Source organism: Micromonospora sp. bgisy143, assembly GCF_057708145.1.
The window spans coordinates 1-23,096 of record NZ_JBYIRN010000050.1; the positions used below are offsets into that span (position 1 = coordinate 1).

At 72.4% G+C, this 23,096-nt stretch carries 25 protein-coding genes and 1 pseudogene; 15 read left to right on the forward strand and 11 right to left on the reverse strand.

Features of this window, described 5'->3' with window-relative positions; translation table 11 throughout:
• Window positions 1–330 (forward strand): annotated as a pseudogene (locus AC3EN4_RS31200) (hypothetical protein); the annotation flags it as partial.
• Here AC3EN4_RS31200 and AC3EN4_RS31205 read toward each other — a convergent pair.
• Window positions 327–1,001, reverse strand: coding sequence for a glycosyltransferase family 2 protein (locus AC3EN4_RS31205; RefSeq protein ID WP_435210071.1), 675 nt, complete (start codon window positions 999–1,001; stop codon window positions 327–329). The pseudogene AC3EN4_RS31200 and the gene AC3EN4_RS31205 sit on opposite strands and share 4 nt — an antisense overlap.
• 92 nt (window positions 1,002–1,093) lie before the next feature.
• Between AC3EN4_RS31205 and AC3EN4_RS31210 the strand changes: the two genes are divergently transcribed.
• From AC3EN4_RS31210 to AC3EN4_RS31245, 8 genes are all read left to right on the forward strand, one after another.
• A complete protein-coding gene (locus tag AC3EN4_RS31210; RefSeq protein WP_435210073.1) occupies window positions 1,094–1,975 on the forward strand; it encodes a hypothetical protein in 882 nt (293 codons plus the stop codon).
• A gap of 143 nt (window positions 1,976–2,118) precedes the next feature.
• Window positions 2,119–2,580 carry an HNH endonuclease gene (locus AC3EN4_RS31215; protein WP_435210075.1) on the forward strand — a complete coding sequence of 154 codons (462 nt, stop codon included), beginning with the start codon at window positions 2,119–2,121 and terminating at the stop codon, window positions 2,578–2,580.
• Window positions 2,581–2,675: 95 nt separating this feature from the next.
• Window positions 2,676–3,170 (forward strand): sigma-70 family RNA polymerase sigma factor, encoded by a 495-nt coding sequence (locus tag AC3EN4_RS31220; RefSeq protein WP_435210077.1) that lies wholly within the window; start codon window positions 2,676–2,678, stop codon window positions 3,168–3,170.
• Window positions 3,167–3,850 carry a hypothetical protein gene (locus AC3EN4_RS31225; RefSeq protein WP_435210079.1) on the forward strand — a complete coding sequence of 228 codons (684 nt, stop codon included), beginning with the start codon at window positions 3,167–3,169 and terminating at the stop codon, window positions 3,848–3,850. Before AC3EN4_RS31220 ends, AC3EN4_RS31225 begins: the two co-directional genes overlap by 4 nt.
• Before the next feature lie 409 nt (window positions 3,851–4,259).
• Window positions 4,260–4,448: an endonuclease domain-containing protein gene (locus tag AC3EN4_RS31230; RefSeq protein ID WP_435210106.1), complete on the forward strand. Its 189-nt coding sequence runs from the start codon at window positions 4,260–4,262 to the stop codon at window positions 4,446–4,448.
• Window positions 4,449–4,697: 249 nt separating this feature from the next.
• Window positions 4,698–5,483, forward strand: coding sequence for an aminoglycoside phosphotransferase family protein (locus tag AC3EN4_RS31235; protein WP_435210080.1), 786 nt, complete (start codon window positions 4,698–4,700; stop codon window positions 5,481–5,483).
• Window positions 5,484–5,509: 26 nt separating this feature from the next.
• Complete coding sequence (locus AC3EN4_RS31240; protein WP_435210081.1) at window positions 5,510–6,223, forward strand: helix-turn-helix domain-containing protein; 714 nt, start codon at window positions 5,510–5,512, stop codon at window positions 6,221–6,223.
• Between the two features lie 56 nt (window positions 6,224–6,279).
• Window positions 6,280–6,939: a dihydrofolate reductase family protein gene (locus AC3EN4_RS31245; RefSeq protein ID WP_435210083.1), complete on the forward strand. Its 660-nt coding sequence runs from the start codon at window positions 6,280–6,282 to the stop codon at window positions 6,937–6,939.
• A 5-nt stretch (window positions 6,940–6,944) separates the two neighbouring features.
• Here AC3EN4_RS31245 and AC3EN4_RS31250 read toward each other — a convergent pair whose 3' ends face one another.
• Window positions 6,945–8,369 (reverse strand): FAD-dependent monooxygenase, encoded by a 1,425-nt coding sequence (locus tag AC3EN4_RS31250; RefSeq protein ID WP_435210108.1) that lies wholly within the window; start codon window positions 8,367–8,369, stop codon window positions 6,945–6,947.
• Window positions 8,370–8,664: 295 nt separating this feature from the next.
• Between AC3EN4_RS31250 and AC3EN4_RS31255 the strand changes: the two genes are divergently transcribed.
• Window positions 8,665–9,144: a hypothetical protein gene (locus tag AC3EN4_RS31255; RefSeq protein WP_435210084.1), complete on the forward strand. Its 480-nt coding sequence runs from the start codon at window positions 8,665–8,667 to the stop codon at window positions 9,142–9,144.
• Window positions 9,145–9,155: 11 nt separating this feature from the next.
• Here AC3EN4_RS31255 and AC3EN4_RS31260 read toward each other — a convergent pair whose 3' ends face one another.
• On the reverse strand, window positions 9,156–10,142 hold the full coding sequence (locus AC3EN4_RS31260; RefSeq protein WP_435210086.1) for a helix-turn-helix domain-containing protein: 987 nt from the start codon (window positions 10,140–10,142) through the stop codon (window positions 9,156–9,158).
• 65 nt (window positions 10,143–10,207) lie between these two features.
• Here AC3EN4_RS31260 and AC3EN4_RS31265 point away from each other — a divergent pair, with 65 nt between their 5' ends.
• Entirely contained in the window at window positions 10,208–10,774 is a 567-nt protein-coding gene (locus AC3EN4_RS31265; protein ID WP_435210110.1) for a maleylpyruvate isomerase N-terminal domain-containing protein, read from the forward strand.
• Window positions 10,775–10,982: 208 nt separating this feature from the next.
• Here the strand turns inward: AC3EN4_RS31265 and AC3EN4_RS31270 are convergent, their stop codons facing one another.
• On the reverse strand, window positions 10,983–12,266 hold the full coding sequence (locus AC3EN4_RS31270; RefSeq protein ID WP_435210088.1) for an MFS transporter: 1,284 nt from the start codon (window positions 12,264–12,266) through the stop codon (window positions 10,983–10,985).
• A 121-nt stretch (window positions 12,267–12,387) separates the two neighbouring features.
• The gene (locus AC3EN4_RS31275) at window positions 12,388–12,861 is read right to left on the reverse strand and encodes a DnaJ family domain-containing protein (protein ID WP_435210090.1); all 474 of its coding nucleotides are present in this window, start codon (window positions 12,859–12,861) and stop codon (window positions 12,388–12,390) included.
• Window positions 12,862–13,062: 201 nt separating this feature from the next.
• Here AC3EN4_RS31275 and AC3EN4_RS31280 point away from each other — a divergent pair, with 201 nt between their 5' ends.
• Window positions 13,063–13,713, forward strand: a complete 651-nt coding sequence (locus tag AC3EN4_RS31280; RefSeq protein WP_435210092.1) for a LysE family translocator — start codon at window positions 13,063–13,065, stop codon at window positions 13,711–13,713.
• 12 nt (window positions 13,714–13,725) lie between these two features.
• Here AC3EN4_RS31280 and AC3EN4_RS31285 read toward each other — a convergent pair whose 3' ends face one another.
• Genes AC3EN4_RS31285 through AC3EN4_RS31295 form a run of 3 tightly spaced genes read right to left on the reverse strand, consistent with a single transcriptional unit; the run spans window position 13,726 to window position 16,546 of the window.
• Window positions 13,726–14,544, reverse strand: a complete 819-nt coding sequence (locus AC3EN4_RS31285) for an SDR family NAD(P)-dependent oxidoreductase (RefSeq protein ID WP_435210094.1) — start codon at window positions 14,542–14,544, stop codon at window positions 13,726–13,728.
• Window positions 14,541–15,842 (reverse strand): flavin-containing monooxygenase, encoded by a 1,302-nt coding sequence (locus AC3EN4_RS31290; protein ID WP_435210096.1) that lies wholly within the window; start codon window positions 15,840–15,842, stop codon window positions 14,541–14,543. Before AC3EN4_RS31290 ends, AC3EN4_RS31285 begins: the two co-directional genes overlap by 4 nt.
• A gap of 59 nt (window positions 15,843–15,901) precedes the next feature.
• Window positions 15,902–16,546, reverse strand: coding sequence for a TetR/AcrR family transcriptional regulator (locus AC3EN4_RS31295; protein WP_435210098.1), 645 nt, complete (start codon window positions 16,544–16,546; stop codon window positions 15,902–15,904).
• Window positions 16,547–16,603: 57 nt separating this feature from the next.
• Between AC3EN4_RS31295 and AC3EN4_RS31300 the strand changes: the two genes are divergently transcribed.
• From AC3EN4_RS31300 to AC3EN4_RS31310, 3 genes are all read left to right on the forward strand, one after another.
• On the forward strand, window positions 16,604–17,953 hold the full coding sequence (locus AC3EN4_RS31300; RefSeq protein ID WP_435210100.1) for an MFS transporter: 1,350 nt from the start codon (window positions 16,604–16,606) through the stop codon (window positions 17,951–17,953).
• A 25-nt stretch (window positions 17,954–17,978) separates the two neighbouring features.
• Complete coding sequence (locus AC3EN4_RS31305; protein ID WP_435210102.1) at window positions 17,979–19,166, forward strand: coiled-coil domain-containing protein; 1,188 nt, start codon at window positions 17,979–17,981, stop codon at window positions 19,164–19,166.
• A gap of 236 nt (window positions 19,167–19,402) precedes the next feature.
• Complete coding sequence (locus tag AC3EN4_RS31310; RefSeq protein ID WP_046564157.1) at window positions 19,403–19,744, forward strand: RNA polymerase-binding protein RbpA; 342 nt, start codon at window positions 19,403–19,405, stop codon at window positions 19,742–19,744.
• Between the two features lie 67 nt (window positions 19,745–19,811).
• Here the strand turns inward: AC3EN4_RS31310 and AC3EN4_RS31315 are convergent, their stop codons facing one another.
• The 3 genes from AC3EN4_RS31315 to lnt form a co-directional block, all read right to left on the reverse strand.
• Complete coding sequence (locus AC3EN4_RS31315; protein WP_422740364.1) at window positions 19,812–20,336, reverse strand: FxsA family protein; 525 nt, start codon at window positions 20,334–20,336, stop codon at window positions 19,812–19,814.
• A 62-nt stretch (window positions 20,337–20,398) separates the two neighbouring features.
• Window positions 20,399–21,208 carry a polyprenol monophosphomannose synthase gene (locus AC3EN4_RS31320; protein WP_422740365.1) on the reverse strand — a complete coding sequence of 270 codons (810 nt, stop codon included), beginning with the start codon at window positions 21,206–21,208 and terminating at the stop codon, window positions 20,399–20,401.
• 34 nt (window positions 21,209–21,242) lie between these two features.
• Complete coding sequence (gene lnt, locus AC3EN4_RS31325; protein ID WP_435210105.1) at window positions 21,243–22,862, reverse strand: apolipoprotein N-acyltransferase; 1,620 nt, start codon at window positions 22,860–22,862, stop codon at window positions 21,243–21,245.
• Window positions 22,863–23,096: the final 234 nt, after the last annotated feature.

The following is a 23,096-nucleotide window of genomic DNA, read 5'->3' on the forward strand; positions in this document are numbered from 1 at the left end:
GACCTGACCCCCGAGGCGGTACGCCGCGTCGCCCGCGACGCCACCACCGACGCCCTCGCCATGGCGACCTATGCGGACGGCCGGCGCGGACATCCGGTGTTGCTCGGGCGCGACCACTGGCCCGGAGTCGCCGCGACGGCGCTCGGCGACCGGGGCGCACGCGACTACCTACGCGCCCAGGGCCCGGCCGTACGGCTGGTCCCCTGCGACGACGTCGCCGACGACACCGACGTGGACCTGCCCGACCATGCAGCTGCGTTCCTCCGACCCAACAGGTCTCTGGCACCGAACAATCGCGATGTTCGGAAGCCCCACCAAATTGGCAGCTAGATCTTCATTAGGTCTCTGACGACCCTGTAACCGTAGTCGGCCGGAGAAACTACGAGGCGACTCGCACCAAACCGGCGCTCCTCGAACGAGATCGGTGGATGGGTGATTCGGAAGCCCATTCCAGCTGCTCGAATAATCTGCTCCTGGGTGTAGGTAAATTTACTAGAGATTCGAACGGATTCCGCCAACTGGGCTGAGAAGGCTCGGTAGCCACTCTGACTGTCCGGCACGGCTACCCGAGAAATTACCGACACCACCTTTGAGAGCGCAACGTTCGCCAAATATCTGGAAGGTGGCATGTGCGGCGGGCGCTGCCACAATCGGTTCCCGATCGCCAGATCTGCTCCGGAATCGAGTTCGCGCAGCAATACATGTATGTCGCTGGGATCGTATTGACCATCTGCGTCGGTGTGGACAATAGTTGCAGCCCCGACACCTAGAGCGGCGTCAACGCCTAATTGAAATGACTGAGCCAATCCAAGGCCACCCGACTGCAGCACATGGGAAGCGCCGGCGCGTCGAGCGACCTCCGTGGTGGCATCGTCCGAACCGTCATCCACGACAATCGCTTCAAGTTTCCGGAAGTGTGACTCCGCGCTTTCGCGGAACGCCTCCAGTACTCGACCGACCGTATTCTCCTCGTTCTTGGCGGTTATCAGCAGTGCAAGCATCATTCTCCCGCGTTGACGGTGTACTGCAGCGGCAAGATCCTAGTACGGACAGCTGCTTGCGAGGGCGCTCGGTATGGCTGGAGAATCACGGCGTGCTGCTGGTCGTCGTCATTTGCTTTCTAATGGTGTTCGCGCTGCTCAAGTCGATTGCTCTCACGAACGCTGTGCGGTGGGCAGCCAGGCACGCTCGTGGCTATGAGCGCGAGTCCCGTCTCCGCCCTCCCAGAAACGATCTTGAGCTTGCCGCGCTGTTCGAGCGTCACGGCGGCGATTTCTTCCCATTTGGTGCGAAGTGGTACAAGATTCGCCGACGTTACTCTCTGAAGGTCACTGATTCGAAATTCGTCCGAGCCAGGAAGGGTGCAGCAAGGCTGATCTCAAAGATTTTTATCAGCGGCGCCGGGTTCATCATAGTGTCGTGCGCATCGACAATCGCCCTCAATGCTGCTGCACCCGAGGAGGGTGCCGCTGCGTCCGGAATCGCATCGGGTTTCACGCTCTGGATTGTGCTTTACAACATGGGCTTGCTGGCAGAGGCCGTGGCCTGGTATCTCGCAGTGGGAAGATACGCTCGTTCCTATTTCACGGCAGGAGTTACTGGACGCCGTCCAGAGGACGGATCAGCTCTTGACGAGTTGATCGTATTTGTGTCTCTAGCAGTTTTCATGGTGCTCAGCCTCGCCATTTCGGTCTCCACGCTGCAACTTCGCTTCGGCGGGTTCCAAGGGATGTCAAAGGATCACGGAATCGTGGCCGAGATGCGGAGGTTGGCAGATTCTCTATATTATGTTGTAGCAAACGTTACAACGCTAGGTGATTCTTCCATTGAACTAACGACCGCGTCTGCGAAGATTGGCGCGACGACGGTATTGGTTGCAGGACTGCTACTGCTAACCTTTACACTGGCGCTGTTCTCGTCGGTCGTACTCGAAAGGCAGTTGCCGGATGACCTGGGGCGTAAGCCTCGCGTATAGCAGCTCAACGCGCGTCGGGACGACGAATGACCGCTGCGGTCATCCGGGGACAGCCCGATGGACGCAGTCATGCAGCCGAGAGGTCTCTCTGGAATCGTCCCGCGTCGGCCGATCCTGCCGCCGCGCCCCGTACGCTGCGTCCCATGCTCTCCGGCGTCCACGGGCTGTCCCGCCACTTCACCCCCGACAGCCTGCGGGAGTATCTGCTCGCCCGATCCACGCGCGTCGACACCGGCTGCCTCATCGTCACCGGCTACGGCTCGGAGCGCGGGGTCCACCAGAAGGTCGCCGGACGGGCGTGGGCGCACATCGCCGCGTACGCCGTCCTCGTCGGGAACTACGACCCCGACCTCGAGGTGGACCACACCTGCGGCGTCCCCGACTGCATCGAACCCACCCACCTGCGTCAGGTGACGCACGCGGAGAACTGCCGCTCCCGAGAACGCCGGCCGCGCTGCCGCAACGGCCACGACCGGGAGATCGACCCGGCGACCGGCACGTACCGCCGGGTCTGCCGCGCCTGCAACCGCGACGCGCAGCGCCGGTGGCGCGAGCGCCAGGCCGCCGAGGTGGCCGAGGCCCGGCAGGCGTACGGGCACAGCTAGCGGCACCCCGGCATCCGGCGCTGACAAGCGCGCGGATGCAGCGTGCGGCGGCGGCCGATGCGTCTCTTCAGTGAGGAGCACTGACGGGAGCGGGCGTGTCGTTCGAGGATTTCGTGGCGGGGTACGGCCGGTCGCTGGTGCGCCTGGCGTTCGTCCTGAGCGGCGACCGGCAGCTGGCGGAGGATCTCGCCCAGACCGTGCTGGCCGACACGTACCGGCACTGGAAGCGGGTGCGCACGGCGGCGGACCCCGAGGCGTACGTACGCCGCATGCTGGTGAACGCGCACCTGAGCTGGCGTCGTCGGCGCTGGACGACGGAACGGCCCGCCGACCTGCGCCAGGACAGCGGCGCGGCGGTGGCCGACCCGGCCGACGCGGTTGCCGCCCGGGACCAGATGCGGGTGTTGTTGAGCAGGCTCGCCCCGCGCGCCCGCACCGTGCTCGTCCTGCGGTATTACGCCGACCTGGACGACGCGGCGATCGCCGCCGCCATGGGGGTCACCGAGAGTTCGGTGCGGGCCACCGCCTCGCGCGCCCTGGCGAGCCTGCGCGGGCCCGTGGCCGTCGACGCACAGAGGGAGACCCGATGAACCTGTCGACCGAGCGCGAGCTGCGTGAGCTGTTCGCCGCCGACGCCGCCGACGCTCCCGACGAGCTGGCCGTGGCGGCCGCGGCGGTGCGCCAGGTCCACCGCAGGCGCCGGACCCTGACCGTGGCGGCGGCCACCACCGCAGTGATCGTCGCGGCGCTCGGGTACGGCGTCCACCGGCCGGCCGCGACGCCGCAGGCGGAGCCGCCGGCCACACCTGTCATGTCGGCGCCGGCGACCGACCTGCCAGCCGGGGTCAAGCCCGGCGATCCACTCGCCTTCGGCGCGGCGCAGTGCGTCAAGGCTTACGCACCGGAGACGCTCGCCGAGCAGGCCTTCGCCTTCGACGGCACGGTGACCGGCATCGGACCGGCGCGGACCGAGCGCGGCAACCAGCCGCCCCTGGACCTGCGATCGGTGACCTTCCAGGTGCACACCTGGTTCAAGGGTGGCTCCGGCAGCACCGCCGTGGTGGACATGTCGCCGCCCACCGCAGGGACCGGAACGGGCGACGCCACCGCCGAGGACGCCCCGGCCTATCAGGTCGGCATCCGGTTGCTGGTGTCCGGCACGCCCCGCTGGGGTGGCGCGCCGCTCACCGACCCGATCGCGTGGGGCTGTGGTTTCACCCGGTACTACAGCCCTTCGCTGGCGACCGAATGGGCCACCGCGACGAAGTGAACGGCCCCTCGTCCACGGCGAACTGAACTACGTACGTCGCTCGTAGGCTCAGCCCGACGCGATTCAGGGCCGGGGCCGCCCTCAATAATCGGTATTCTCGGGAGTCGTGGACGAGTCCAGGAAGTGCGGGCGGTGCAGGCAACCTCGGCCGCCGGAGTCCTTCCTCGGTGCGACCGGTCGTACCTTGCTCTCTTGCCAGCAATGCCGCGAATACACCCGCCGCATCAATCAGGCCAGTAGAGACGCCCGCCCAGGCTCCAACCGCGCGATGAATCTCTGGTCCAAGTACCGGATCACCGAGGCTTACTACGACGAACTCAGGTCACGGCAGGGGTACCGCTGCGCCATCTGCGGAGTGCATGAGGATGAGATACCAATCACTCCCGTGGGTCGGCCCCGCAACGATGGCATGCCTTCGGCGCAGGCCTTCCGCTTAGTGGTAGATCACTGCCACAGCACCAACGCCATCCGTGGCCTTCTGTGCAACGGGTGCAACTCGGCGCTTGGGCACTTCGGGGACAACGTGGAGGCGTTGCGCCGCGCTATCGACTATCTGCGGTCCGAGCCGCTTACCGTGCCGCCTCGAGCTGGCTCGTGAGCCCTCGCGCCGACGTCTAGGTCAGTAACGATCCGCACCGCCAATGAACCACCTAACCCCCTGCGCATAAATCGCCATACACCAGCCTGAGTACTTACGCACACGAACTGTCATTATGGTGTGCGCACGTTATGTCCCGTTTGCGGGCATGGATTAATGGATTATCGTTACCGGTAATCAGTTAATCCCGTGTCGGGGGTGTTGGAAGGCGGTGGCACCGCTACACCGCTCTCGTTGACGATGACCGGCATGAGCGAACCCGGCGCGAGCGCCGTCAACGAGCAGGAGCAGACGTTGCACGGGGGCAACATGGGTGGCGCGATACGTGTCGGTGCCACTGTGCGACGAGAGGCTGCCGCCTGGAGCCCCACGATCCAACGCCTGCTGGGCCATCTTCGTGACAGCGGCCTCACCTGGGCGCCGCAGCCGCTGGGAACCGACGAGCACGGGCGCGACACCGTGTCGTACCTGCCGGGAATCGTGCCGCAGTACCCGCTACCCGACTGGGTGTGGAGCCAGGAGGTCCTGACCGACGCGGCTGTGCACCTCGCGCAACTCCAGCAGGTGAGCGCGAGCTTCGACACCGGAAATGAGGTGTGGCAGTCCCCGGGGCGGCAGCCGGCCGAGGTCATCTGTCACAACGACTTCGCGCCGTACAACATGGTCTTCACCGACCGACGCCTCACCGGGGTCATCGACTGGGACACCGCTTCGCCCGGTCCGCGGGCGTGGGACCTGGCCTATCTCGCCTACCGGCTGGTGCCGCTCGCCGATCCGGCCAACGGGGACGCTCTCGGCAGCCACCTGGGCGAGCGGGCACGTCGCCTGCGCATCCTCTGCGACGCGTACGGCTCGGAGCTGCGACCCGCGTGCATCCTCCAGGTCGCCGTCGAACGACTGTACGACCTCGCCGCCTTCACCGAGGCTCGGGCCGATCGCGGACAGGAGGACATCCGCGGTCACGTCGGGCTCTACCGACGCGACGCGATCTGGATCACGGCGCACGCCGACGACCTGGGCCGGGACATAGCCTGAAGCAGCTACGAGGACACGGAGGCGTCATGGCGTTGCGGTTCGAGCATCGTGCGACCGATGCCGACGCGGGCATCGTCGACCGGGTGTGGCGCACCTCCAGTGACGCCGAGACGACGATGACGTCCGTGGCGCGTACCTGTTGCCACCTGATCGTCACGCGGACGCCCGGGCAACTCCTCGTCACCCTGCGCGGGCCCGAGACCCGGGCCACCACAGCGCCGGTTCCGCCGGACGCCGAGTTCCTCGGGATCCGGCTCACCCTCGGCGCGGTCTTCCGCCCGCACCCCGCGACCTCGATCGTCGACAGCGACGTGTCCTTCCCGGTGACGCGCTCAGGTCGGGTCATCATCGGCGGCGAGGACTGGGAGACGCCCACGTACGAGAACGTGGAGCAGTTCGTCCGGCGGCTGCGCGACGCGGGGCTGGTGGTGCCGTCACGCCTGGCGGGTCCGGAGCCCGACCGTCACCGGTCCACCCGCACCCGCCAGCGGCACCACCGGGCCGTCACCGGGCTGACGCAGACCGCGGTGACCCAGATCGACCGCGCGAACGCCGCGGCCACCATGCTGCGCGACGGCCTCGACTGGCGTGCGGTCGTCGACACGCTGGGCTACTTCGACCAGGCGCACCTGGCACACGCGCTGCGACGCTTCGTCGGACACACCGCGCGAGGGCTGGGCACGGGCGACGATCCGACGATGTCGTTCCTGTACAAGACCGACCCGCGACCCGGCAGTTAACCTCCGTCGGCCGGCCGCCGGAAGCGGCCGGCCCGATCCGCCAACGGAGGAGAACCGTGCTGCTCAGCGTCAACGTCTTCGTGAGCCTCGACGGCGTCATGCAGGGACCGGGCGCCCCGGACGAGGACCGTTCGAACGGCTTCGACCGGGGCGGCTGGCTCGTTCCGCACATGTCCGCGCACACCAACGCGGTCATCGAGGACTGGTTCCGGGCGGCCGACGCCTTCCTCTTCGGCCGCACGAGTTACGGCCTGCTCGGCGGGTACTGGCCGAAGGTCACCGCCCCCGACGACCTGATCGCCACCAAGCTGAACACCCTGCCGAAGTACGTCGTCAGCCAGACCCTCGGTGACGACGACGCCGACTGGAACCCGACGACGGTGTTGCGGACCGGTGTCGTCGACGCGGTGCGCCGGCTCAAGGAACGCCCGGGCGGCGAACTCCAGGTACACGGCAGTTGGCGGCTCGTCCAGACGCTGCACGGGGCCGGACTCGTCGACCTCTACCGGCTGTTGCAGTACCCGGTCGTCGTCGGCGGCGGGAAGCGGCTGTTCCCGGACGGGTCGACGCCCGCCACGTTCGCGGCGTCCGAGGACAACGTCCGCGTGCTGCCCGGCGGCGTCGTCTCACTGGCGCTGACCCCCACGGCCCTGGGTGACCTCTCGACGGGCGCGTACACGGTGGACGAGGGTCGCTCGGTGCCGGTCCTCGACTGACGGCGTCACGCGGCGGGCCCGCCGAACCAGCGTGCCAGTTGGTCGTCAAGGCCCTGCTGGTCGTCGCCGATCCAGCCGACGTGACCGTCGGGACGCACAAGGACACCTGGAACGTCCAGGTCCGCGTCCGGATCCACGAGGTGGTCGACCCGGTCCGACCAACCATCGACGGTCAGTCGCCCGGTGCGGTCCAGCAGCAGGCCCCGGCCGCGGTGCAGGAGACCGTAGAGGTTGCCCTGTCGCAGGCCGACGTCGGGCAGGCGGCGACCGAGCAGGTCGGGGCCCTCGCCCAGGTGGTAGCGGATGCCGATCCCGGTGATCTTCTCGAGGAGGTGACGGTTGACCTCGTCGAAGTCCATCAGCTCGGTCAGCAGCCGACGGACGGCCCGGGCGCCCGGTTCGTCGGTGAGCAGTTCCGTCTGGGCGCGGGTGTTGTCCAGCACGTCCTCGGCGACCGGACGACGTTCGGCCTGGTAGGTGTCCAGCAGGGTCTCCGGGGCCCAGCCCCGCACCTGCCCGGCCAGTTTCCAGCCCAGGTTGACCGCGTCCTGGACGCCCAGGTTCAGGCCCTGGCCACCGATCGGCGGGTGGATGTGGGCGGCGTCGCCGGCCAGCAGGACCCGACCCACCCGGTACCGCTCGGCGAGCCGGGTGGCGTCACCGAAGCGGGACATCCAGCGCGGCGAGTGCACGCCGAAGTCGGTTCCGGCGACGACTCGGAGCTGTCGGGCGAAGTCCTCGATGGTGGGTGGTGTCGCGCGGTCGCTGACGCCGGCCGCCGGGACGACGACGCTGTAGACGCCGGGCCCGGCGGGACGGAGCCAGAACCGGTGCCGGACCCCGCCGGTCGCGGCCACGGTGGCGGCGACCTCCTCCGCGGGGACTCCCACCTCCATCTCGCCCATCAGAGTCTCGTTCCGCGTGGCCTCGCCGGGGAAGCCGACGCCGAGGAGCTTGCGGACCGTGCTGCGTCCGCCGTCGCAGCCGACGAGGTACCGCGCGCCCAGCCGTTCGCCGTCGGACAACTCGACGGTGACGCCGTGGTCGTCCTGGGTGAGACCGGTCACCGCCCGGCCGCGCCGGATCTGCGCGCCCAGGGCGGTCGCGTGTTCCGCGAGCAGACGTTCGATGACCGGCTGTGGGATGCCCAGCAGGTAGGCGTACGGGGAGTCCAGCCCGGGCGGTGCGGGTTTGTCGATGGCCGCGAAGAAGCCGGCGGCCGGGCGTCGCCGGCCGTGCGCCAGCATGCGGTCCAGCAGTCCACGCATCGCCATCACCTCGAGGCTGCGGATGTGCAGACCGACGATGCGGACGGCCGACGGCGGCTCGGTCTCCTTCTCCAGGACGAGGACCCGCACGTCGTGCAGGCGTAGTTCGGCGGCCAGCATGGCGCCGGTCGGCCCGCAGCCGACGATGATCACATCGAACAGGTGCGGCGGACGATCGGCGTCAGGGCTCGGCGAGGAGAAGTGATCAAGGGAAACGGAGGACACAGGAAACGGCCTTTCGGGAGTGCCTTGGTGAAAGGCGCTCCCGGCGACGCCTGCGTCAGTCGCCCAGCCGTGACGGTAGGGGGAGCACCCACATCGAACCAGCGTTCATGGGTCTCACCTCCTCGGGCCGTGTCGCGGTCGACTGCAACCTACAAGTCCGGGCAGTGCGGCGTCCAGTTCATTGTGCCCGCGGTTTGACCCTCGACCTGATCGAGGCCGGAGCATCGGCGACATGACCGACCAGATGGCCCCCGGCCCGACCCTGACCCGCATCGTCGAGGCGGTGCGGCTCGGCCAGACCGGCCGCGCCGCCGAGGCCCGCGAGCAGCTCACCGTGCTGTGGGACGAGATCGGCCCGGCCGGTGACGCTCTGCACCGCTGCACCCTGGCCCACCACCTCGCCGACCTTCAGGACACCCCGGACGCGGAGCTGCGCTGGGACGAACGCGCCCTGGCGGCGGTGTCCGAGGTGACCGACGAACGCGCCCGACGGCACCTGCCCTCGCTCGAGGTCCGGGCGCTCCTGCCGTCGCTGTACCTCAACCTCGCCGACTGTCACCGGCGACTGGGCAACCCCGGGCCGGCCCGGGAGCACCTCGACCGGGCTCGGGAGCACCTGGCCCGGCTGCCGGACGACCCGTACGGCGAGATGATCCGCGCCGCCGTACGGGATTTCGACGCGGACGACCCGACCGACCACCGACGGCGGTAGCGGCCGCCGGCTCACCGCTCCGGCGGCGGGTGCGCCGCCCGGTACGCCTGCGGCGAATGCCCGTACCGGGCGCGGAAAACACGGCTGAAGTGGGCCTTGTCCGGGAAACCCCACCGGGCGGCGATGAGGTGGACCGGCTGGTGCGCCTGCAACGGGTTGGTCAGGTCCCGCCGGCACCGCTCCAGCCGTTTGGCCCGGATGAACTCGGCAGGTGTCGTCTCCTCGCCCTCGAACAGGCGGTGCAGGGTGCGCAGCGAGATGTGGTGGGCGGCGGCGACGCTCCGGGGGTTGAGTTCGGCGCTGCCCAGGTGGCGGTCGATGAAGTCGACGACGCGGGCACGCAGCGCGGTGTGCCGGGCCTCCGGTGACAGCACGCCCTCGATGTCGAGGTGCTGGGCGAGCGTGGCGGCGAGCAGGTCCAGTGCCATGCCGCCCAGCATCTCGGCCTGGTTCGGCTCGTACTGCTCCGGGTGCGCCGCGATGCTGCGCAGGTGGTGGGCCAGGAGCCCGGCGACGCCGACGCGGGACGACATCGGCGTGGCCAGCAGACGGCGCAGCCGGTCCGGCGGCAACGGCAGCGCCGCGTACGGGATCTGCACGGTGATCGTCGTGGCCAGGTCGGGACCGTCCGCCCGGTGCCGGGCGATGTGTGGACGCCCGGTGTCCAACAGGGTGAAGTGGCTGGCGGCGACGAGCGTGGTTTCGGTGCGGTCCTGGACCAGGGTGCTGAGACCTGTCAGGGGCAGCGTGAGCTGGTAGATGTCCGCCTCGGCTCGGCGTACCAGGCCCGCTGGCCGGGTGGCGTGCAACGACGGGTACCGCAGCGAGGCCAACCGGATCCGGCCGAGGTCGATGGCTTGGACGTACGCGACGAAGTCGTCCAGCCGGGCGCTGGTGATGTGCACCGGCGCGGTCTCCTGGGCCACCAGGGCGTACCAGAAGTCGAATCGGTCCGCCGGCGGCAGTACGGTCGTGTCCACCACCAGGTTGGGCAACATGGTGTCCGCCTCTTTCCCGATCGCGAGGATGGATTCTTGCACGCATCGACGTACCTGTGTCCGTGGTGACCGGCGCCGACGTGCGGGCAGCGGCCGACGAGATGAGCCGGGTGCTGCGCCCGCACGACGACCGCGACTGGTCGGTGCGGGCCGGCACGCTGACGTGGAGTTGCTGGACGACCGCCGCGCACGTCGCGCACGACCTGCTCGCGTACGCCGGTCAGGTCACCGGTCTGCCGCCGGACGGCTACCTGCCGTACGACCTGCGGGTCTCCCCCACGGCGAGCCCGGCGCGGGTGCTCGACGTGGTGCGTGCCTGCGCCGGGCTGCTCGCGGTCGCCGTCGAGGCCGCCGAACCGACCGCGCGGGCCTGGCACTGGGGCCCCTGCGACCCGGCCGGGTTCGCCGCGATGGGCGTGGCCGAGACGGTGCTGCACACCCACGACATCACCCTCGGCCTCGGCGTGCCGTGGCGGCCGCCGCAGCACCTGAGTGCTTTGGTGTTGCGGCGTCTCTTCCCGGACGCCCCGGCCGGTGACGCGCCCGACGTCCTGCTGTGGATGACCGGCCGGGGCGACCTGCCGGGCCGGGCGCGGCGGACATCCTGGCGGTGGTACGCCGCGCGGGACTGACCGCGCGCCCGGATCGGGCGGGTGATGCGCCGGCCGAGGGACCACGACCAGCGCACCACCCGCGCCTGCTCTGCAGAACGCCGTCGGCGCCCGTAGGGATGCCGGCGGCGCTCAGGTCACGGTCAGGTCCAGCTGATGCCACGCTCGCGAACGCCACGCATGCGCTTCTCCTTCCCCCTCAGGGCGACCCCGTGCCCGCCCGATGACCTCAGCGTCGATGCCCGCCCACCTCGGCGGTAGGGCTTTCGGCGTTCGGAGTCGTTCGGCCTTGTACGACGCGGTCCCCGAACGGCGTCGACCGGGCGGCGCGCCGCCACAGTGGACCGAGGGCGAGCACGGCCACCGCCCCCGACAGCCCGCTGAACCCGACCACGGTGGTGGCCGGCCACCGGTCGGCGGCCAGACCCGCCAGCACCATCGCCGCGCCCTGCAGGCCGCTCAGGCCGGTGACGGCGACCCCGAACGCGCGTCCCCGGTACACCGCCGGCACCGCCCGGCCGAACAGCGCGTTCAGCGGAACGGCGAAGGCGCTGGCGGCCCCGGCCAGACCCAACAGCAGGAGCAGCACCCACAGCGGCGGCACGAGCCACGCCGCCGTCAGCACACCGGCGGAGAACGCGGCCAGGGGCAGGATCAGCCGCGGACGGGCCGCCGGTGGGCAGAACCGGGTGAGGGCGACCCCACCGAGCGCCATGCCCGTCGGCGCGGCGGCCAGCAACACACCCATGGTCGCCGCGTTTCCGTCGTACTGTCGGGCCAGCGGCGCCATCAGCCCTTCGGCGGCGTAGGTGAACGCGCTGGCCGTCCAGAGGACGAGCACGTACGCGCGCAGCCGGGGGTCGGCGACGAGCACCCGCAAGCCGTCGGCGCGACCGGCGCGGACCCGGCCCAGCGGCGCCCGGGGTGTCGGGCGGGCCCGGACGCCGCGCGCGATCAGCAGGGCCGAGACGAGGAACGTGCCGGCGTCCACCAGCAGCGCGCCGCGCAGCGACAGCAACGCCACCAGGCTCCCGCCGACGGCGAAGCCGACCACCTGCACGACCTGGGCGCAGATGTTGTCCACGCCGTTGGCCACCGCGTACCGGTCGCCGTCGAGCACGTCGGGCAGCAACGCCGCCCGGGCGGCCACGAAGGGCGGCCGCAGCAGGTTGACCGCGAAGAGCAGCGCCACCAGGGCCGGCGCGGGAACGGCCGGCAGCGCCGCGAGGGGGACGAGGGCCGCGCGGGCGAGGTCACACACGATCAGGACGCGCCGCCGGGGATACCGGTCGGCCAGGCCGGACAGCAGCGGGCCGCCGACGAGCCACGCCAGGTAGGAACTGGCGTACGCGGCGGCCGCCAGTGCCGCCGAGCCGGTCGAGCGGTAGACGAGGTACGCCACGGTGACGGCGGTGAGCTGGTCGCCCGCCAGGGACAGCAGGTACGCGACGAACAGGTGCCGGTACTCGCGCACCGCGAACACCTCGGCGTACGTCGCGGCGCGCTCGCTCACGTCGCCCCCGTATCCCGTGCCGGCCGTCAGGTCGTCCGGTGCCGACCGTAGCGGCGCAGCCGGGCCCGCAGACGGACGCGGGTGTTCGGACCCGTACGGACCTGTTCGAGGTGGCGGGACGTCAGCGGCGACGCCAGCGCAGCCACCAACGTCGGCGGGTCGGCGCGACGACGGTGGCCGGCTCGGCGGCGGTGGCGGTGACGTCCGGTCGGACGCGCTCGGCCCGCCAGCGCTCGACCACCTCGTCGGCGTTCACCGGCCGGACCGCCACCCGGGGCCCGTCGGGGTTGCGCAGCCAGGCCACGATCTGCGCGTTGAGCTGCCCCACGAAGGCCCGTACGGCCGGTTCGGTGGGCAGGTCGCGGACCTCGTCGGGGACCTGTTCGATGCGGCGGCGCAGTTGCAGCGGGGTGGGCAGCAGCAGGTCGCTGGGCAGCTTCTCGCGCTCCAGGAAACTCTTGACCCACCAGCCTTCGTCGTACGGTGTCCCCCGTCCGGGGATCGGCTTGCCCATGCCGGGCAGGTTGTCGAACTCGCCGCGCTGCACGGCGCCCCGGATCTGCGCCTCCACGGCCGCGTCCCACGCCTCGGTCACCCTGCGGCACCTCCCCTGGCCACCGTAACGCGCCGCCTCCGGCGACGGCGCGCGCTGCAACCGATCAGCGCCGCCGGGCCGCCGCCCATTCCCGCACGTCGGATGCACCGTGGCAGGCCACCGCCTCGCAGGTGGCTCTGGGTCACCGGTCGTCGTGCGGCCTACCGTCGGGTGGGGGCGGCGGCGAACGGGGGCAACGTCATGGTCGATGCGGGTGCGCTGCTGGGTATCGCGCTGGTGGCGTTGGGTCTCGTGCTCACGCCCGGCCCGAACATGGTCTACCTGGTCTCCCGGTCGGTGGCGCAGGGCCGCCGGGCCGGTCTGATCTCGCTGCTCGGGGTGGCCGCCGGCTTCTTCGTCTACCTGGCCACGGCGGTCGCCGGCCTGGCCGCCGTGTTCGTCCTGGTCCCGACGCTGTACTTGGTGGTGAAACTGGCCGGCGCGGGTTACCTGCTGTGGTTGGCGTGGCGCACGGTGCGCCCGGGCGGCGGGTCACCGTTCGCGCCCACGCCGCTGCCACCGGACCGGCCCGGGCGGCTGTTCACCATGGGCCTGGTCACCAACCTGCTCAACCCGAAGATCGCCATCCTGTACGTGTCGCTGCTCCCGCAGTTCGTCGAACCGGCGCGGGGACAGGTGGCGGCGCAGAGCCTGGTGCTCGGCCTGACCCAGATCGCCGTCGCGTTGAGCGTCAACGCGCTGATCGTGCTCAGCGCGGGGGCGTTGGCCGGGTTCTTCGCCCGCCGGCCGGGGTGGCTGCGGGTCCAGCGGTGGGTGACCGGTACGGCCCTCGCCGCGTTGGCCGTCCGGATCGCCGCCGACCGTTCCCGCGCGGCCGTCGCCGTACCCTGATCCGGTCCGTGCTCACCGCCCACGGTGGCGGCGGACCATCCCGGCGGCCAGCGGCGCGGCGTCCAGGTCGCCGGCGGCGAGCCGCGCCGCGAGGGTACGGCGGACCAGCCGGTCGGCCAGCGCGGGCGCGTGCCGGCCGACGGCCATCTCCAGCCGGCCGCGTCGGGTGGTCGCCACGTCCCGGGGCGCCCGCCGGGCGGTGGCGGCGCGCAGGATCGCCGCGACGACGCCCTCGACGGGCTCGGGGCGGGACACTCCGCGCAGCGACAGGCCCGCCTCGGCGGTGCTGTCGTGGATCGGTGAGGCGACCATGCTGGGGTAGACGACGCTGACGCCGACGTGGGTGCCCACCTCGTGGCGCAGCGCGTCGGCGTACGCGACCAGGGCCCGTTTGCTGACCCCGTAGGCGGCGGCCAGGGGCAGCGGCAGCACCGCCATCCGGCTGGCCACGAAGATCACCCGTCCGCGCGCGTCGAGCAGGGCCGGCAGCGCGGCGGCGGTGGTACGCCAGGCGGCCAGCAGGTTGACCTCCAACTGCTGGCGGACCACCTCGTCCGGCGGCAACTCCGCAGGGGCGGGACCACCCACCCCGGCGTTGTTGATCAGCAGGTCGAGCCCGCCGAGCCGAGTGACGGCCGCCCGCACCGCGGCGGGGACGGCGGCCGGGTCGGTCAGGTCGCAGCCGAGCACGGGCAGCTCGTCGTCCTCGCGGGCGCGCAGGTCCAGCCCCACCACCCGGGCCCCGCCGGCGGTCAGCGCGGCACCGAGGTGCCGGCCGAAGGTGCCGGACGCGCCGGTGACGAGGACCCGCCGGCCGGTCAGCGGCGTCACCGGCGTGCCCCGGTGGTCAGCTCCCGGGTCAGCTCGGCCAGGTACGCGTCGAAGTCCACCCGCATCGCCGGGCGACGGTGCCCCCAGCGGGCCGTCGCCGCCCGCAGCTCGGCCCGGCAGGCGGCCCGCTGCCGGTCCGGATCGGGCAGGGTGTACCGGCCGGCGAGCTGCGCGGCGATCAGCTTGGCCTGCGCCTCGACCAGCGGGAACGCCGAGCCGGTGGACTGCATCAGCCCGACGAACGTCAGGCCGGGGGCCTCGGGGTGGAACACGTGCCGGTACAGCGCGAGGGTGTCGGCCCCGCCGCCCAGCAACTCGGCCGGCAGGAACCCGATCTCCACCCGGTAGCCGGTGCACCACACGATCAGGTCGACCTGGTCGGCGCGGCCGTCGGTGAACTCGACCCGGTCGCCGTCGAGGGCGGCGACACCGGGGCGGGCCTCGACGTCGCCGTGGGTCAGCCGGGACAGCAGTCCGTCCGAGAGCGTCGGATGGTCCTGCAGGAAGCCGTGCGTCGGCGCGGGCAGTCCGTAGCGGGCGGGGTTGCCCACGGCGGTGGCGATCATGGTCTGGCTGATCCGCTGACGCAACCGCCACGGGAGCCGGCGGGCCAGCGCGCCGTTGAGGGTGTCCGAGGGGCGGCCCAGCAGGTACTTGGGCACCACCCAGACGCCCCGGCGCAGCGACAGCAGGGTCCGCTCGGCGGTGTACGAGGCGTCCACCGCGATGTCCATCGCCGAGTTGCCGCCGCCGACGACCAGGACGCGCCGTCCGGCCAGCTGTTCGGGGCCACGGTAGTCGTGGCTGTGGATCTGCTCGGCGGTGCTGCTACCGGGGTACGGCGGGTCGGGCAGCCGTGGCACCCGGTTGTGGCCGTTGGCGACGACCACCGCCTCGACGGTGACCTCGACCGGCCCGTCCGGCCCGCCGGCCGTGACCGTCCACGTGCCGTCCGGTCGGCGGGTGACCCGCTCGACGGTGTGCCGCAGGCGGATGGCGTCGCGCAGCCCGAACCGGTCGGCGTAGTCGGCCAGGTAGCCGGCGACCCGGGTGTGGTCCGGGTAGTCGGGCCAGTCGGCGGGCATCGGGTGGTCGGCGAACTCGGTACGGCCCCGGCTGGTGTTCAGGTGCAGCGTGCGGTACGCGGGCGAGTCCGGCGCCCCGTACACCCAGAGGCCGCCGACCTGGTCGGTGGCCTCGAAGCAGACCACGGGGACGGCGGCGTCGCGCAGCGCCTTGACGGCGGCGAGTCCGGCCGCGCCGGCGCCGATCACCGCAACCCTGGGTTCTGCCCGCATCGCCGCTCCCCCGCATTTATCCAACGTCCGATGGATAATCGTCGGGCGGCGGCGGCCCGTCAACCCGTCGGTCCGTACAGCGCGGTGAGGAAGCGGTGCACGAACGCCCGGAACTCGCGGCGTTCCCGGGTCGCCGGCGTGCCCGCGGCCAACGCCACGACGTGTCCGTGGGTGGCCCAGACCAGGCTGCGTACGGTGATGTGCGGGGTCGGCTCGGCCAGCGCGCCGGCCGCCGCGGCGGCGGTCAGCAGGTCCGCCACCAGCCGGTAGAGCGGCTCGGCGTAGCGCTGGTCCAGCTCGGCGTGGCGCTGCGGCTCCAACCAGCGGCGCAGCCACAGCGCGGTGGTCTCCGGGTGGTCCTGGAGGAAATCGACGAACACGTCGACCAGGTCGTGCAACGCCCGCCGCGCCGCGTCCGGGCCCGCGTCGAGGGCCGCGCGGGCCCGCTCGGCGGCGTCGGTGAGGACCTGCCGCTCCACCGCGAACACCCGCGCGAAACACGCCTCGTAGAGCGCCGCCTTCGTACCCGTGTGGTGGGCGACCGTGGCGACGTCGACCCCGGCGGCGGCCGCGACCTCCCGCAGCCCGACGGCGTCGAAGCCACGCTCGGCGAAGAGCGCGGTCGCGGCGGTGAGCACCGCCTCGCGGGTCGGTCGGGTTTCGTCGCGCCGGGGTCGACCCGGACGGCGTCGGGGCATGGTCATGGCCGCCATTCTGCCCCTAGAATCCAGCAACTGTTGGATTGTGGGAAGGGTGCGGCGATGACCGGGCTCGACCGGCGGCCCGCGGCCGCCACCGACGCGACGCTGCCTCGCGGCCCCCTGGCCGGGTTCGCGGCGGGCTCTCTCGGCATGGGCGTCTGGGTGACCGTTCCCGGCCTGCTGCTGCTCTACTTCCTCACCGACGTGCTGGCCGTCGGGCCGTGGCTGGCCGGCCTGGCGCTGCTGCTGCCGAAGATCGCCGACGTGCTGCTGCACCCGTGGGTCGGGCACCACGCCGACGTCGAACAGGTCCGCCGGGGCGACCGCCGACGGCTGCTGCTGGTCGGCTGCGCCCTGCCGGTCGCGTTCGCCGCGCTGTTCGCGGTGCCCGGCGGCCTGAGCGGCGCACCGGCCGCCGCCTGGGTGGCGGTGGTCTTCGTCGCCGGCAACCTGCTCTTCGCCGCCTACCAGGTCCCCTACCTGGCCACCCCCGCCGACCTGCGGATCGGCTACCACGAACGCACCCGGCTGATGGCGTTCCGGATGGTGGTGCTGACCCTCGGCATCCTGGCCTCCGGCCTGCTGGCCCCGCTGCTGACCGGCGGCGACGCCGCCACCCGGGGCGGCTACCAGCGGATGGGCGTGGTGCTGGCCGTCGCCATGCTGGCCACCATGCTCGTCGGCGTGGCCGGCATCGCCCGGCTGCGCGGCGTCGCGTCGGGCCGCGCCACGCCGGGTCACGGCGGGTGGCGGGCGCTGCGCACCGCCCTGCGCGACAAGCAGTTCCGCCCGCTGGTCGCCGCCTACCTGGCCATGTCCACCACCACCCACCTGGTCCTGGCCGGGGTGCCCTACTACGCCGAGTACGAGCTGCGCGCCCCCGCCCTGACCACGGTGCTGGTGGCCGCGTTCGTCGCCCCGGCGCTGCTGGTTACCCCGGCCTGGCTGGTCCTGGCCCGCCGGGTCGGCAAGCAGCGGGCGCTGCTCGGCGCGCAGGGCGCGTTCGCGGCCGGATCGCTGGTGCTGGCGGTGGGCCGCCCGGCCGGCCTGCCCGTGCTGGTCGGCGCGGTGGCGGTGCTCGGGGTGGCGTTCGCCGGCATGCAGCTGCTGCCGTTCTCGATGCTGCCGGACGTCATCCGCGCCGCCGGCGCCACCGGAGCGGGCACCTACACCGGGGTGTGGACGGCCACCGAGGCCACCGGCGCGGCCCTGGGCCCGTACGCGTACGCCCTCTGCCTGGCCGTGGGCGGCTTCGTGGCGTCGGCCGCCGGAGAGTCACCGGTCCAGCCGGACACGGCGCTCGCGGCGGTCCGCTACGGCTTCGGCCTGCTGCCGGCGGTGGCGATGCTCGCCGCGGTGCTGTTGCAGCGCCGCTACACCCTCGACGCGACGGCCCGGACGGCGACCTGAGCGGCCGCACTAGACTTCGCCCTCGATGGACGCCCCGATCACCCCCGCCGAGACCCGCCCGTGCGCCCACTGTGGACGGCCGGTGCCGCAGCGGGTCGGCGCGGGCCGGCCGTTCCGCTACTGCCGCGACAACGACGGCGCCTGCCAACGCGCCTCGCGCAACAGTCGGATGCGCCACCGCAACGCCCCCGGCCTGCCCGGACAGGTGGCCCGCACCTGGGAGGCGGTGGACCGGCTCGACCAGATCGTCGAGACGTTGACCGAGGCGCTGCACGCCGAACTGTCCCCGGAGGGGGTACAGCGACAGCTCGCGCAGGCACGCGCGGAGACCGCCACCGAGGTCGCGGCCGCGCAGACCGAACGCGACGAGGCCCGCGACGACGCCGAGACCGCCTCGGCCGACGCGGCACGCGCCCGCGAGCAGGCCCGCACCGCCCGCGCCGAGGCCGACGACGCCGTACGGCGTGCCGAGGCCGCCGTGCACCGCGCGGACGCGGCCGACGAGCGCGCGCAGCGGGCCGAGGCCGCCCGCGACCAGGCCCGCCACGACGTCAGCGCCGCCGAGGCGCTGCGCGCGCAGGCCGAACGTGACCGCGACCAGGCCCGCGCCGAGGTCCGTGACCTGCGGGCCGAGCGGGACACCGAACGGCAGCGTACGACCGACCTGACCGTCGAGCGGGACGCGGCGCGCGCCGACGCCGAGCGGGCCACCCGGGACGCCGCGGAGGCGGGCGAACGCGCCGCGCGCTGGCAGGCCGAGGCGCAGGACGTACGCCGGCAGATCGACCAGGCCCGCGCGGACGCCGCGCGGACCCGGGCCGAGGCAGCGGATGCCGCCCGGGCCCGGGAGCAGGCCGAACGGGCCCGGGACCGCGCCCAGTCCGTCGCCGCCGAAGCCGACGACGCCCGGCAGGAGGCCGCCGATGTGGCCGCCCGGCTCCGCGCGGAGCTAGGTGCCGTGACCGGGCAGCGCGACGCGCTCACCGCCGAGCTGACCGCCGCCCGGCAGGCCGCGGCCAGCGCCGAGGGCCGGCTCACGGCCCTGACGGTACGGCTCGACGCCGCCGAGGCCGACCGGGACGTGGCCCAGCGGCGGGTGGCCCAGCTCGGTGACCAGGTCAGCGACCTGGCGCTGGCGCTGGCCCGCCTCGGCGCGGCGGCCCCCGCCTCCAGCGGTGCTTCCGAACCGGGTGCGACGTCGCCGCAACCTTGACCGCGTTCGGGCGGTTAGGGCGAGTGTCGAGGTCCTCGGTTCGACCTGGGCTTCGACACGTCCTAACATCCCCGGTGGCAGTCACGACACGCCACCGCCGTGGCGTCCCGGTCCCGGGCGGCTACCCTTGGTTCCGGCCCGCCCGTGGACGCCTCACGCCCTCGGGCGGGAATGGGGCGACGGGAACGCGCCGTTACACCCAGAAGACCAGCACCACGAACGAGGGGAAGTCGATCATGGGCGAGCGTATGCTGCGCGGAAGCCGCCTGGGCGCGGTCAGCTACGAATCCGACCGCAACACGGAGCTCGCGCCGCGTCAGACCCGCGAGTACCTGTGCGCCAAGGGCCACCAGTTCGAGGTGCCGTTCGCCGTCGACGCCGAGGTCCCGACGACCTGGGAGTGCAAGTTCGACGGCAGCGTCGCCCGACTCGTCGACGGCAGCGAGCCGGAGCAGAAGAAGGCCAAGCCGCCGCGTACCCACTGGGACATGCTGCTGGAGCGGCGTTCGATCGCCGAGCTCGAGGACATCCTCGCCGAGCGGCTCCAGGAGGTTCGTACCCGCCGCGGCCGCGCCTGAGCCGCGTCCGCACGACAACACGGCGCCCCCGGGGGTAACCCCCGGGGGCGCCGTCGTGTGCGTGGGTCTAGTGGCGGCCCGGCTCGATGATCTCACCCTCGATGGCCCGGCCACCGTCGACGACGACCGGCTGCTCCGGTTGCGGATGTGGCGTCGGCTGCGGCGCGCCCTGACGCACCCGGACCGTACGCGGCCCGAACAGGTCACCGGCGACCATCGACGACACCCGCCGCTCGGTGGCGCGTTGCACCCCGGCGCGGGCCAGGCTGCGCACCGGCGGCACCATCAACAACAGCCCCACCAGGCCGCTGACCAGGCCGGGTACCGCCAGCAACAGGGCGCCGGCCAACCCGACGAGCCCGTCGGTCACCTGCCGGCCCGGCGGCTGCCCGGCCCGCGCGGAGGTGCGGAACCCCCGCCAGGCGCGCATCCCCTCACGGCGCAGCAGCACCAGACCCAGCAGGGACGCGGCGAACACCAGCAGCACCGCCGCGCCGAACCCCACCGCCCGGCCCACGACGACGAACACCGCAAGCTCCACCACCACCGCCAGCAGCAGGGCCAGCGGCACGAACCTCAGTCCTCGGCGCATCTCACCTCATCGCCATCCCGCGGTACGACACGAACCGCACATCCAGCATGACACGGCCGCGCTCACGGCCACCGCACCTGACCGGTGGGGGTGCCGTTCAGGCTGCGGCGTACGGCCTGCCGCCGGTCCTGCACACCCCACCTGGTGATCCGCCACAGCGCCTCGGCGACGATGCGCGGGCTCATCTTGCTGTCGCCGCGCTCCCGCTCGGCGAACGTGATCGGCACCTCCACGATCCGCACCCCGGCCCGGTGCGCCAGCCGCGACAGCTCCACCTGGAACGAGTACCCCTGCGAGGTCACCGACGCCAGGTCGATGGCGTCCAGCGCGCTGGTGCGGTACACCCGGTAGCCGCCGGTGGCGTCCGAGACGGGCATGCCCAGCGCGAGACGCGCGTACAGGTTGCCGCCGCGCGACAGCAGCAGCCGCCGCAGCGGCCAGTTCACCACCCGCGCGCCACTGGTCCACCGCGACCCGATCACCACGTCGGCGTCGCGGGCGGCCGCCAGCAGCGCCGGCAGGTCCTCCGGGGCGTGCGAGCCGTCGGCGTCCATCTCCACCACCGCGTGGTAGCCGCGCTCGCGCGCCCACCCGAACCCGGCCAGGTACGCGGCGCCGAGCCCTTCCTTGCCCCTGCGGTGCAGCACCTGCACGTGCGCGTCGCCGTCGGCGAGGGCGTCGGCGATCGCGCCGGTGCCGTCGGGGCTGTTGTCGTCGGCGATGAGGATGCTCACGGTGGGGGCGGCCCGGCGTACCCGCCCCACGATCGCCGCGACGTTGTCGGCCTCGTTGTAGGTGGGGATCACCACGAGGACCCGACCCACGCCGGGCACCTCGTCCGGACGCCGGATCGTATCGGTCGCCTGGATCACGGTTCCTCCGCTCCCGCCGGCGTACCGGCTGCTGCTATCCGGGCACGACCCGCTGGCGGCGGCGCAGCACACCCGCGCCGGCCAGGGCGGCCACCGCCAGAGCGGCCAGGGCCAGTTCCGGCCACCAACCGAGGCGGGTGGCGAGGGTACGCCCGTCGTCGAGGCGTAGCTGCCGCACCACGACCTCCCGGGTGTTGAACCCGGTGGCGTCGCTTACCCGCCCGTCGGGGGCGACGAACCCGGACACCCCGACCGTGGAGGCCATCAGCGCCGGTCGGCCGTGCTCGACGGCCCGCAGCCGCACCATGGCCAACTGCTGGCGGGCCTCGGCCTCGTTGAAGGTGGCGTTGTTGGTCTGCACCACCAGCAGTTGCGCCCCGCCGGTGACGGTGTCGCGGACCACCTCGTCGTAGGCGACCTCGAAGCAGATCACGTCGCCGAGCGTGGCGGGGCCGACACGTACCACGCCCGGGGTGCTGCCGGGCACGAAGTCGTTGCGGATCAGGTCGACCTTGTCGCTGACCTGGCGGGCGATGTCCCGCAGCGGCACGTACTCGGCGAACGGCACCGGATGCCGTTTGGTGTAGAGCTGCGTCATGTCGGCGCCGGTGTCGGGCCGCCACAGGATGCCCGCGTTGCGGACCTGCCCGGGGCCGGGACCGAGCAGCACCGCGCCCACCAGGATCGGCGCGCGGACCGTGTCGGCGGCCTGGGCGATGCGGGCCCCGGCGGTCGGGTTGCGCAGCGGGTCGATGTCGCTGGAGTTCTCCGGCCACACCACCAGGTCGGGTTGGCGCTCGGCACCCGCGGCGACCCGCGCGGCCAACTCCAGGGTGGCGTCGACGTGGTTGTTGAGCACCGCCTGGCGCTGGGCGTTGAAGTCCAACCCGAGGCGGGGCACGTTGCCCTGCACGATGGCGACGGTGACGGTCCTGCCGCCGCCCGCGGCGGCGACGGGCACCAGCAGGCTCACCACGCCCACCGCCACGACGACGGCGGCCGGCACGGCCGCCGTCAGCCACCACTCGGGCCGGGCGTCGCGGCGGCCTTCCCAGCCCCGCCAGGCGGCGGCGACCAGCAGCCCACCGAGCAGGGCCACGGCGAAGGTGACCAGCGGCGCGCCGCCGAGGGCGGCCAGGCGCAGCAGCGGCGAGTCGTCCTGGCTGAACGCGAGGCGACCCCACGGGAAACCGCCGAACGGCGTACGGTCGCGCAGCGCCTCCTGTCCCACCCACAGCAGCCCGGTCAGCGCCGGCCACTGCCACGGCCCCCGGTCGGCCAGTGGCGACACCCAGGCGGTGGCGACGCCGAGCAGCGCCAGGTAGCCGGCCTGCAACAGCGACAGCAGCACCCACGGCAGGTAACCGGTGTGCAGGTTCGTCCAGGCCAGCATCGGCGCGAACAGCGCCACCCCGGTGAGGAAACCCAGGCCGGCGCCGGCGCGCAACCGTCGCCGGTGTGCGGCGGCGGCCAGCAGGGCCACGCCGACGGGCGCGAGCGGCCACACCCCGTACGGCGGGAACGCCAGCAGCAGGGCCAACCCGGCGGCCACGGCCATCGGCGCGGCGACGCGCAGCGGCAGCGCCCGACCCGCGGTGACCAGCGCACCGGCCAGCGTGGGGACGTGGCTCTCGTCCCGGTCCAGGGTCGTCACCGCAGCTTCACCTCGATCACCCGCCGAAGGCTACCCGGCCGCCATCCGCGCCTGACCCGTGCTCCGCCCGCGCCTGACCCGTACTCCGCGATCTTGCACTTTCTGTCCCGACAAACGGGGCATTCCCACCCGTCTCAACAACAGAAACCGCAAGATCGACGCGGTGATGGGGGGTGTGACCCTGAGCGGGCAGATGAAATCGGGGGGGGGGGTGTGGCGCCCCCCCCTCCCCCC

Coding starts and splice junctions, on each gene's coding strand:
- AC3EN4_RS31205 (WP_435210071.1), bottom strand. CDS start 1,001: ATGCTTGCACTGCTGATAACCGCCAAGAACGAGGAGAATACGGTCGGT.
- AC3EN4_RS31215 (WP_435210075.1), top strand. CDS start 2,119: ATGCTCTCCGGCGTCCACGGGCTGTCCCGCCACTTCACCCCCGACAGC.
- AC3EN4_RS31225 (WP_435210079.1), top strand. CDS start 3,167: ATGAACCTGTCGACCGAGCGCGAGCTGCGTGAGCTGTTCGCCGCCGAC.
- AC3EN4_RS31230 (WP_435210106.1), top strand. CDS start 4,260: ATGCCTTCGGCGCAGGCCTTCCGCTTAGTGGTAGATCACTGCCACAGC.
- AC3EN4_RS31235 (WP_435210080.1), top strand. CDS start 4,698: ATGAGCGAACCCGGCGCGAGCGCCGTCAACGAGCAGGAGCAGACGTTG.
- AC3EN4_RS31240 (WP_435210081.1), top strand. CDS start 5,510: ATGGCGTTGCGGTTCGAGCATCGTGCGACCGATGCCGACGCGGGCATC.
- AC3EN4_RS31255 (WP_435210084.1), top strand. CDS start 8,665: ATGACCGACCAGATGGCCCCCGGCCCGACCCTGACCCGCATCGTCGAG.
- AC3EN4_RS31260 (WP_435210086.1), bottom strand. CDS start 10,142: ATGTTGCCCAACCTGGTGGTGGACACGACCGTACTGCCGCCGGCGGAC.
- AC3EN4_RS31280 (WP_435210092.1), top strand. CDS start 13,063: ATGGTCGATGCGGGTGCGCTGCTGGGTATCGCGCTGGTGGCGTTGGGT.
- AC3EN4_RS31290 (WP_435210096.1), bottom strand. CDS start 15,842: ATGCGGGCAGAACCCAGGGTTGCGGTGATCGGCGCCGGCGCGGCCGGA.
- AC3EN4_RS31295 (WP_435210098.1), bottom strand. CDS start 16,546: ATGACCATGCCCCGACGCCGTCCGGGTCGACCCCGGCGCGACGAAACC.
- AC3EN4_RS31300 (WP_435210100.1), top strand. CDS start 16,604: ATGACCGGGCTCGACCGGCGGCCCGCGGCCGCCACCGACGCGACGCTG.
- AC3EN4_RS31305 (WP_435210102.1), top strand. CDS start 17,979: ATGGACGCCCCGATCACCCCCGCCGAGACCCGCCCGTGCGCCCACTGT.
- AC3EN4_RS31310 (WP_046564157.1), top strand. CDS start 19,403: ATGGGCGAGCGTATGCTGCGCGGAAGCCGCCTGGGCGCGGTCAGCTAC.
- AC3EN4_RS31315 (WP_422740364.1), bottom strand. CDS start 20,336: ATGCGCCGAGGACTGAGGTTCGTGCCGCTGGCCCTGCTGCTGGCGGTG.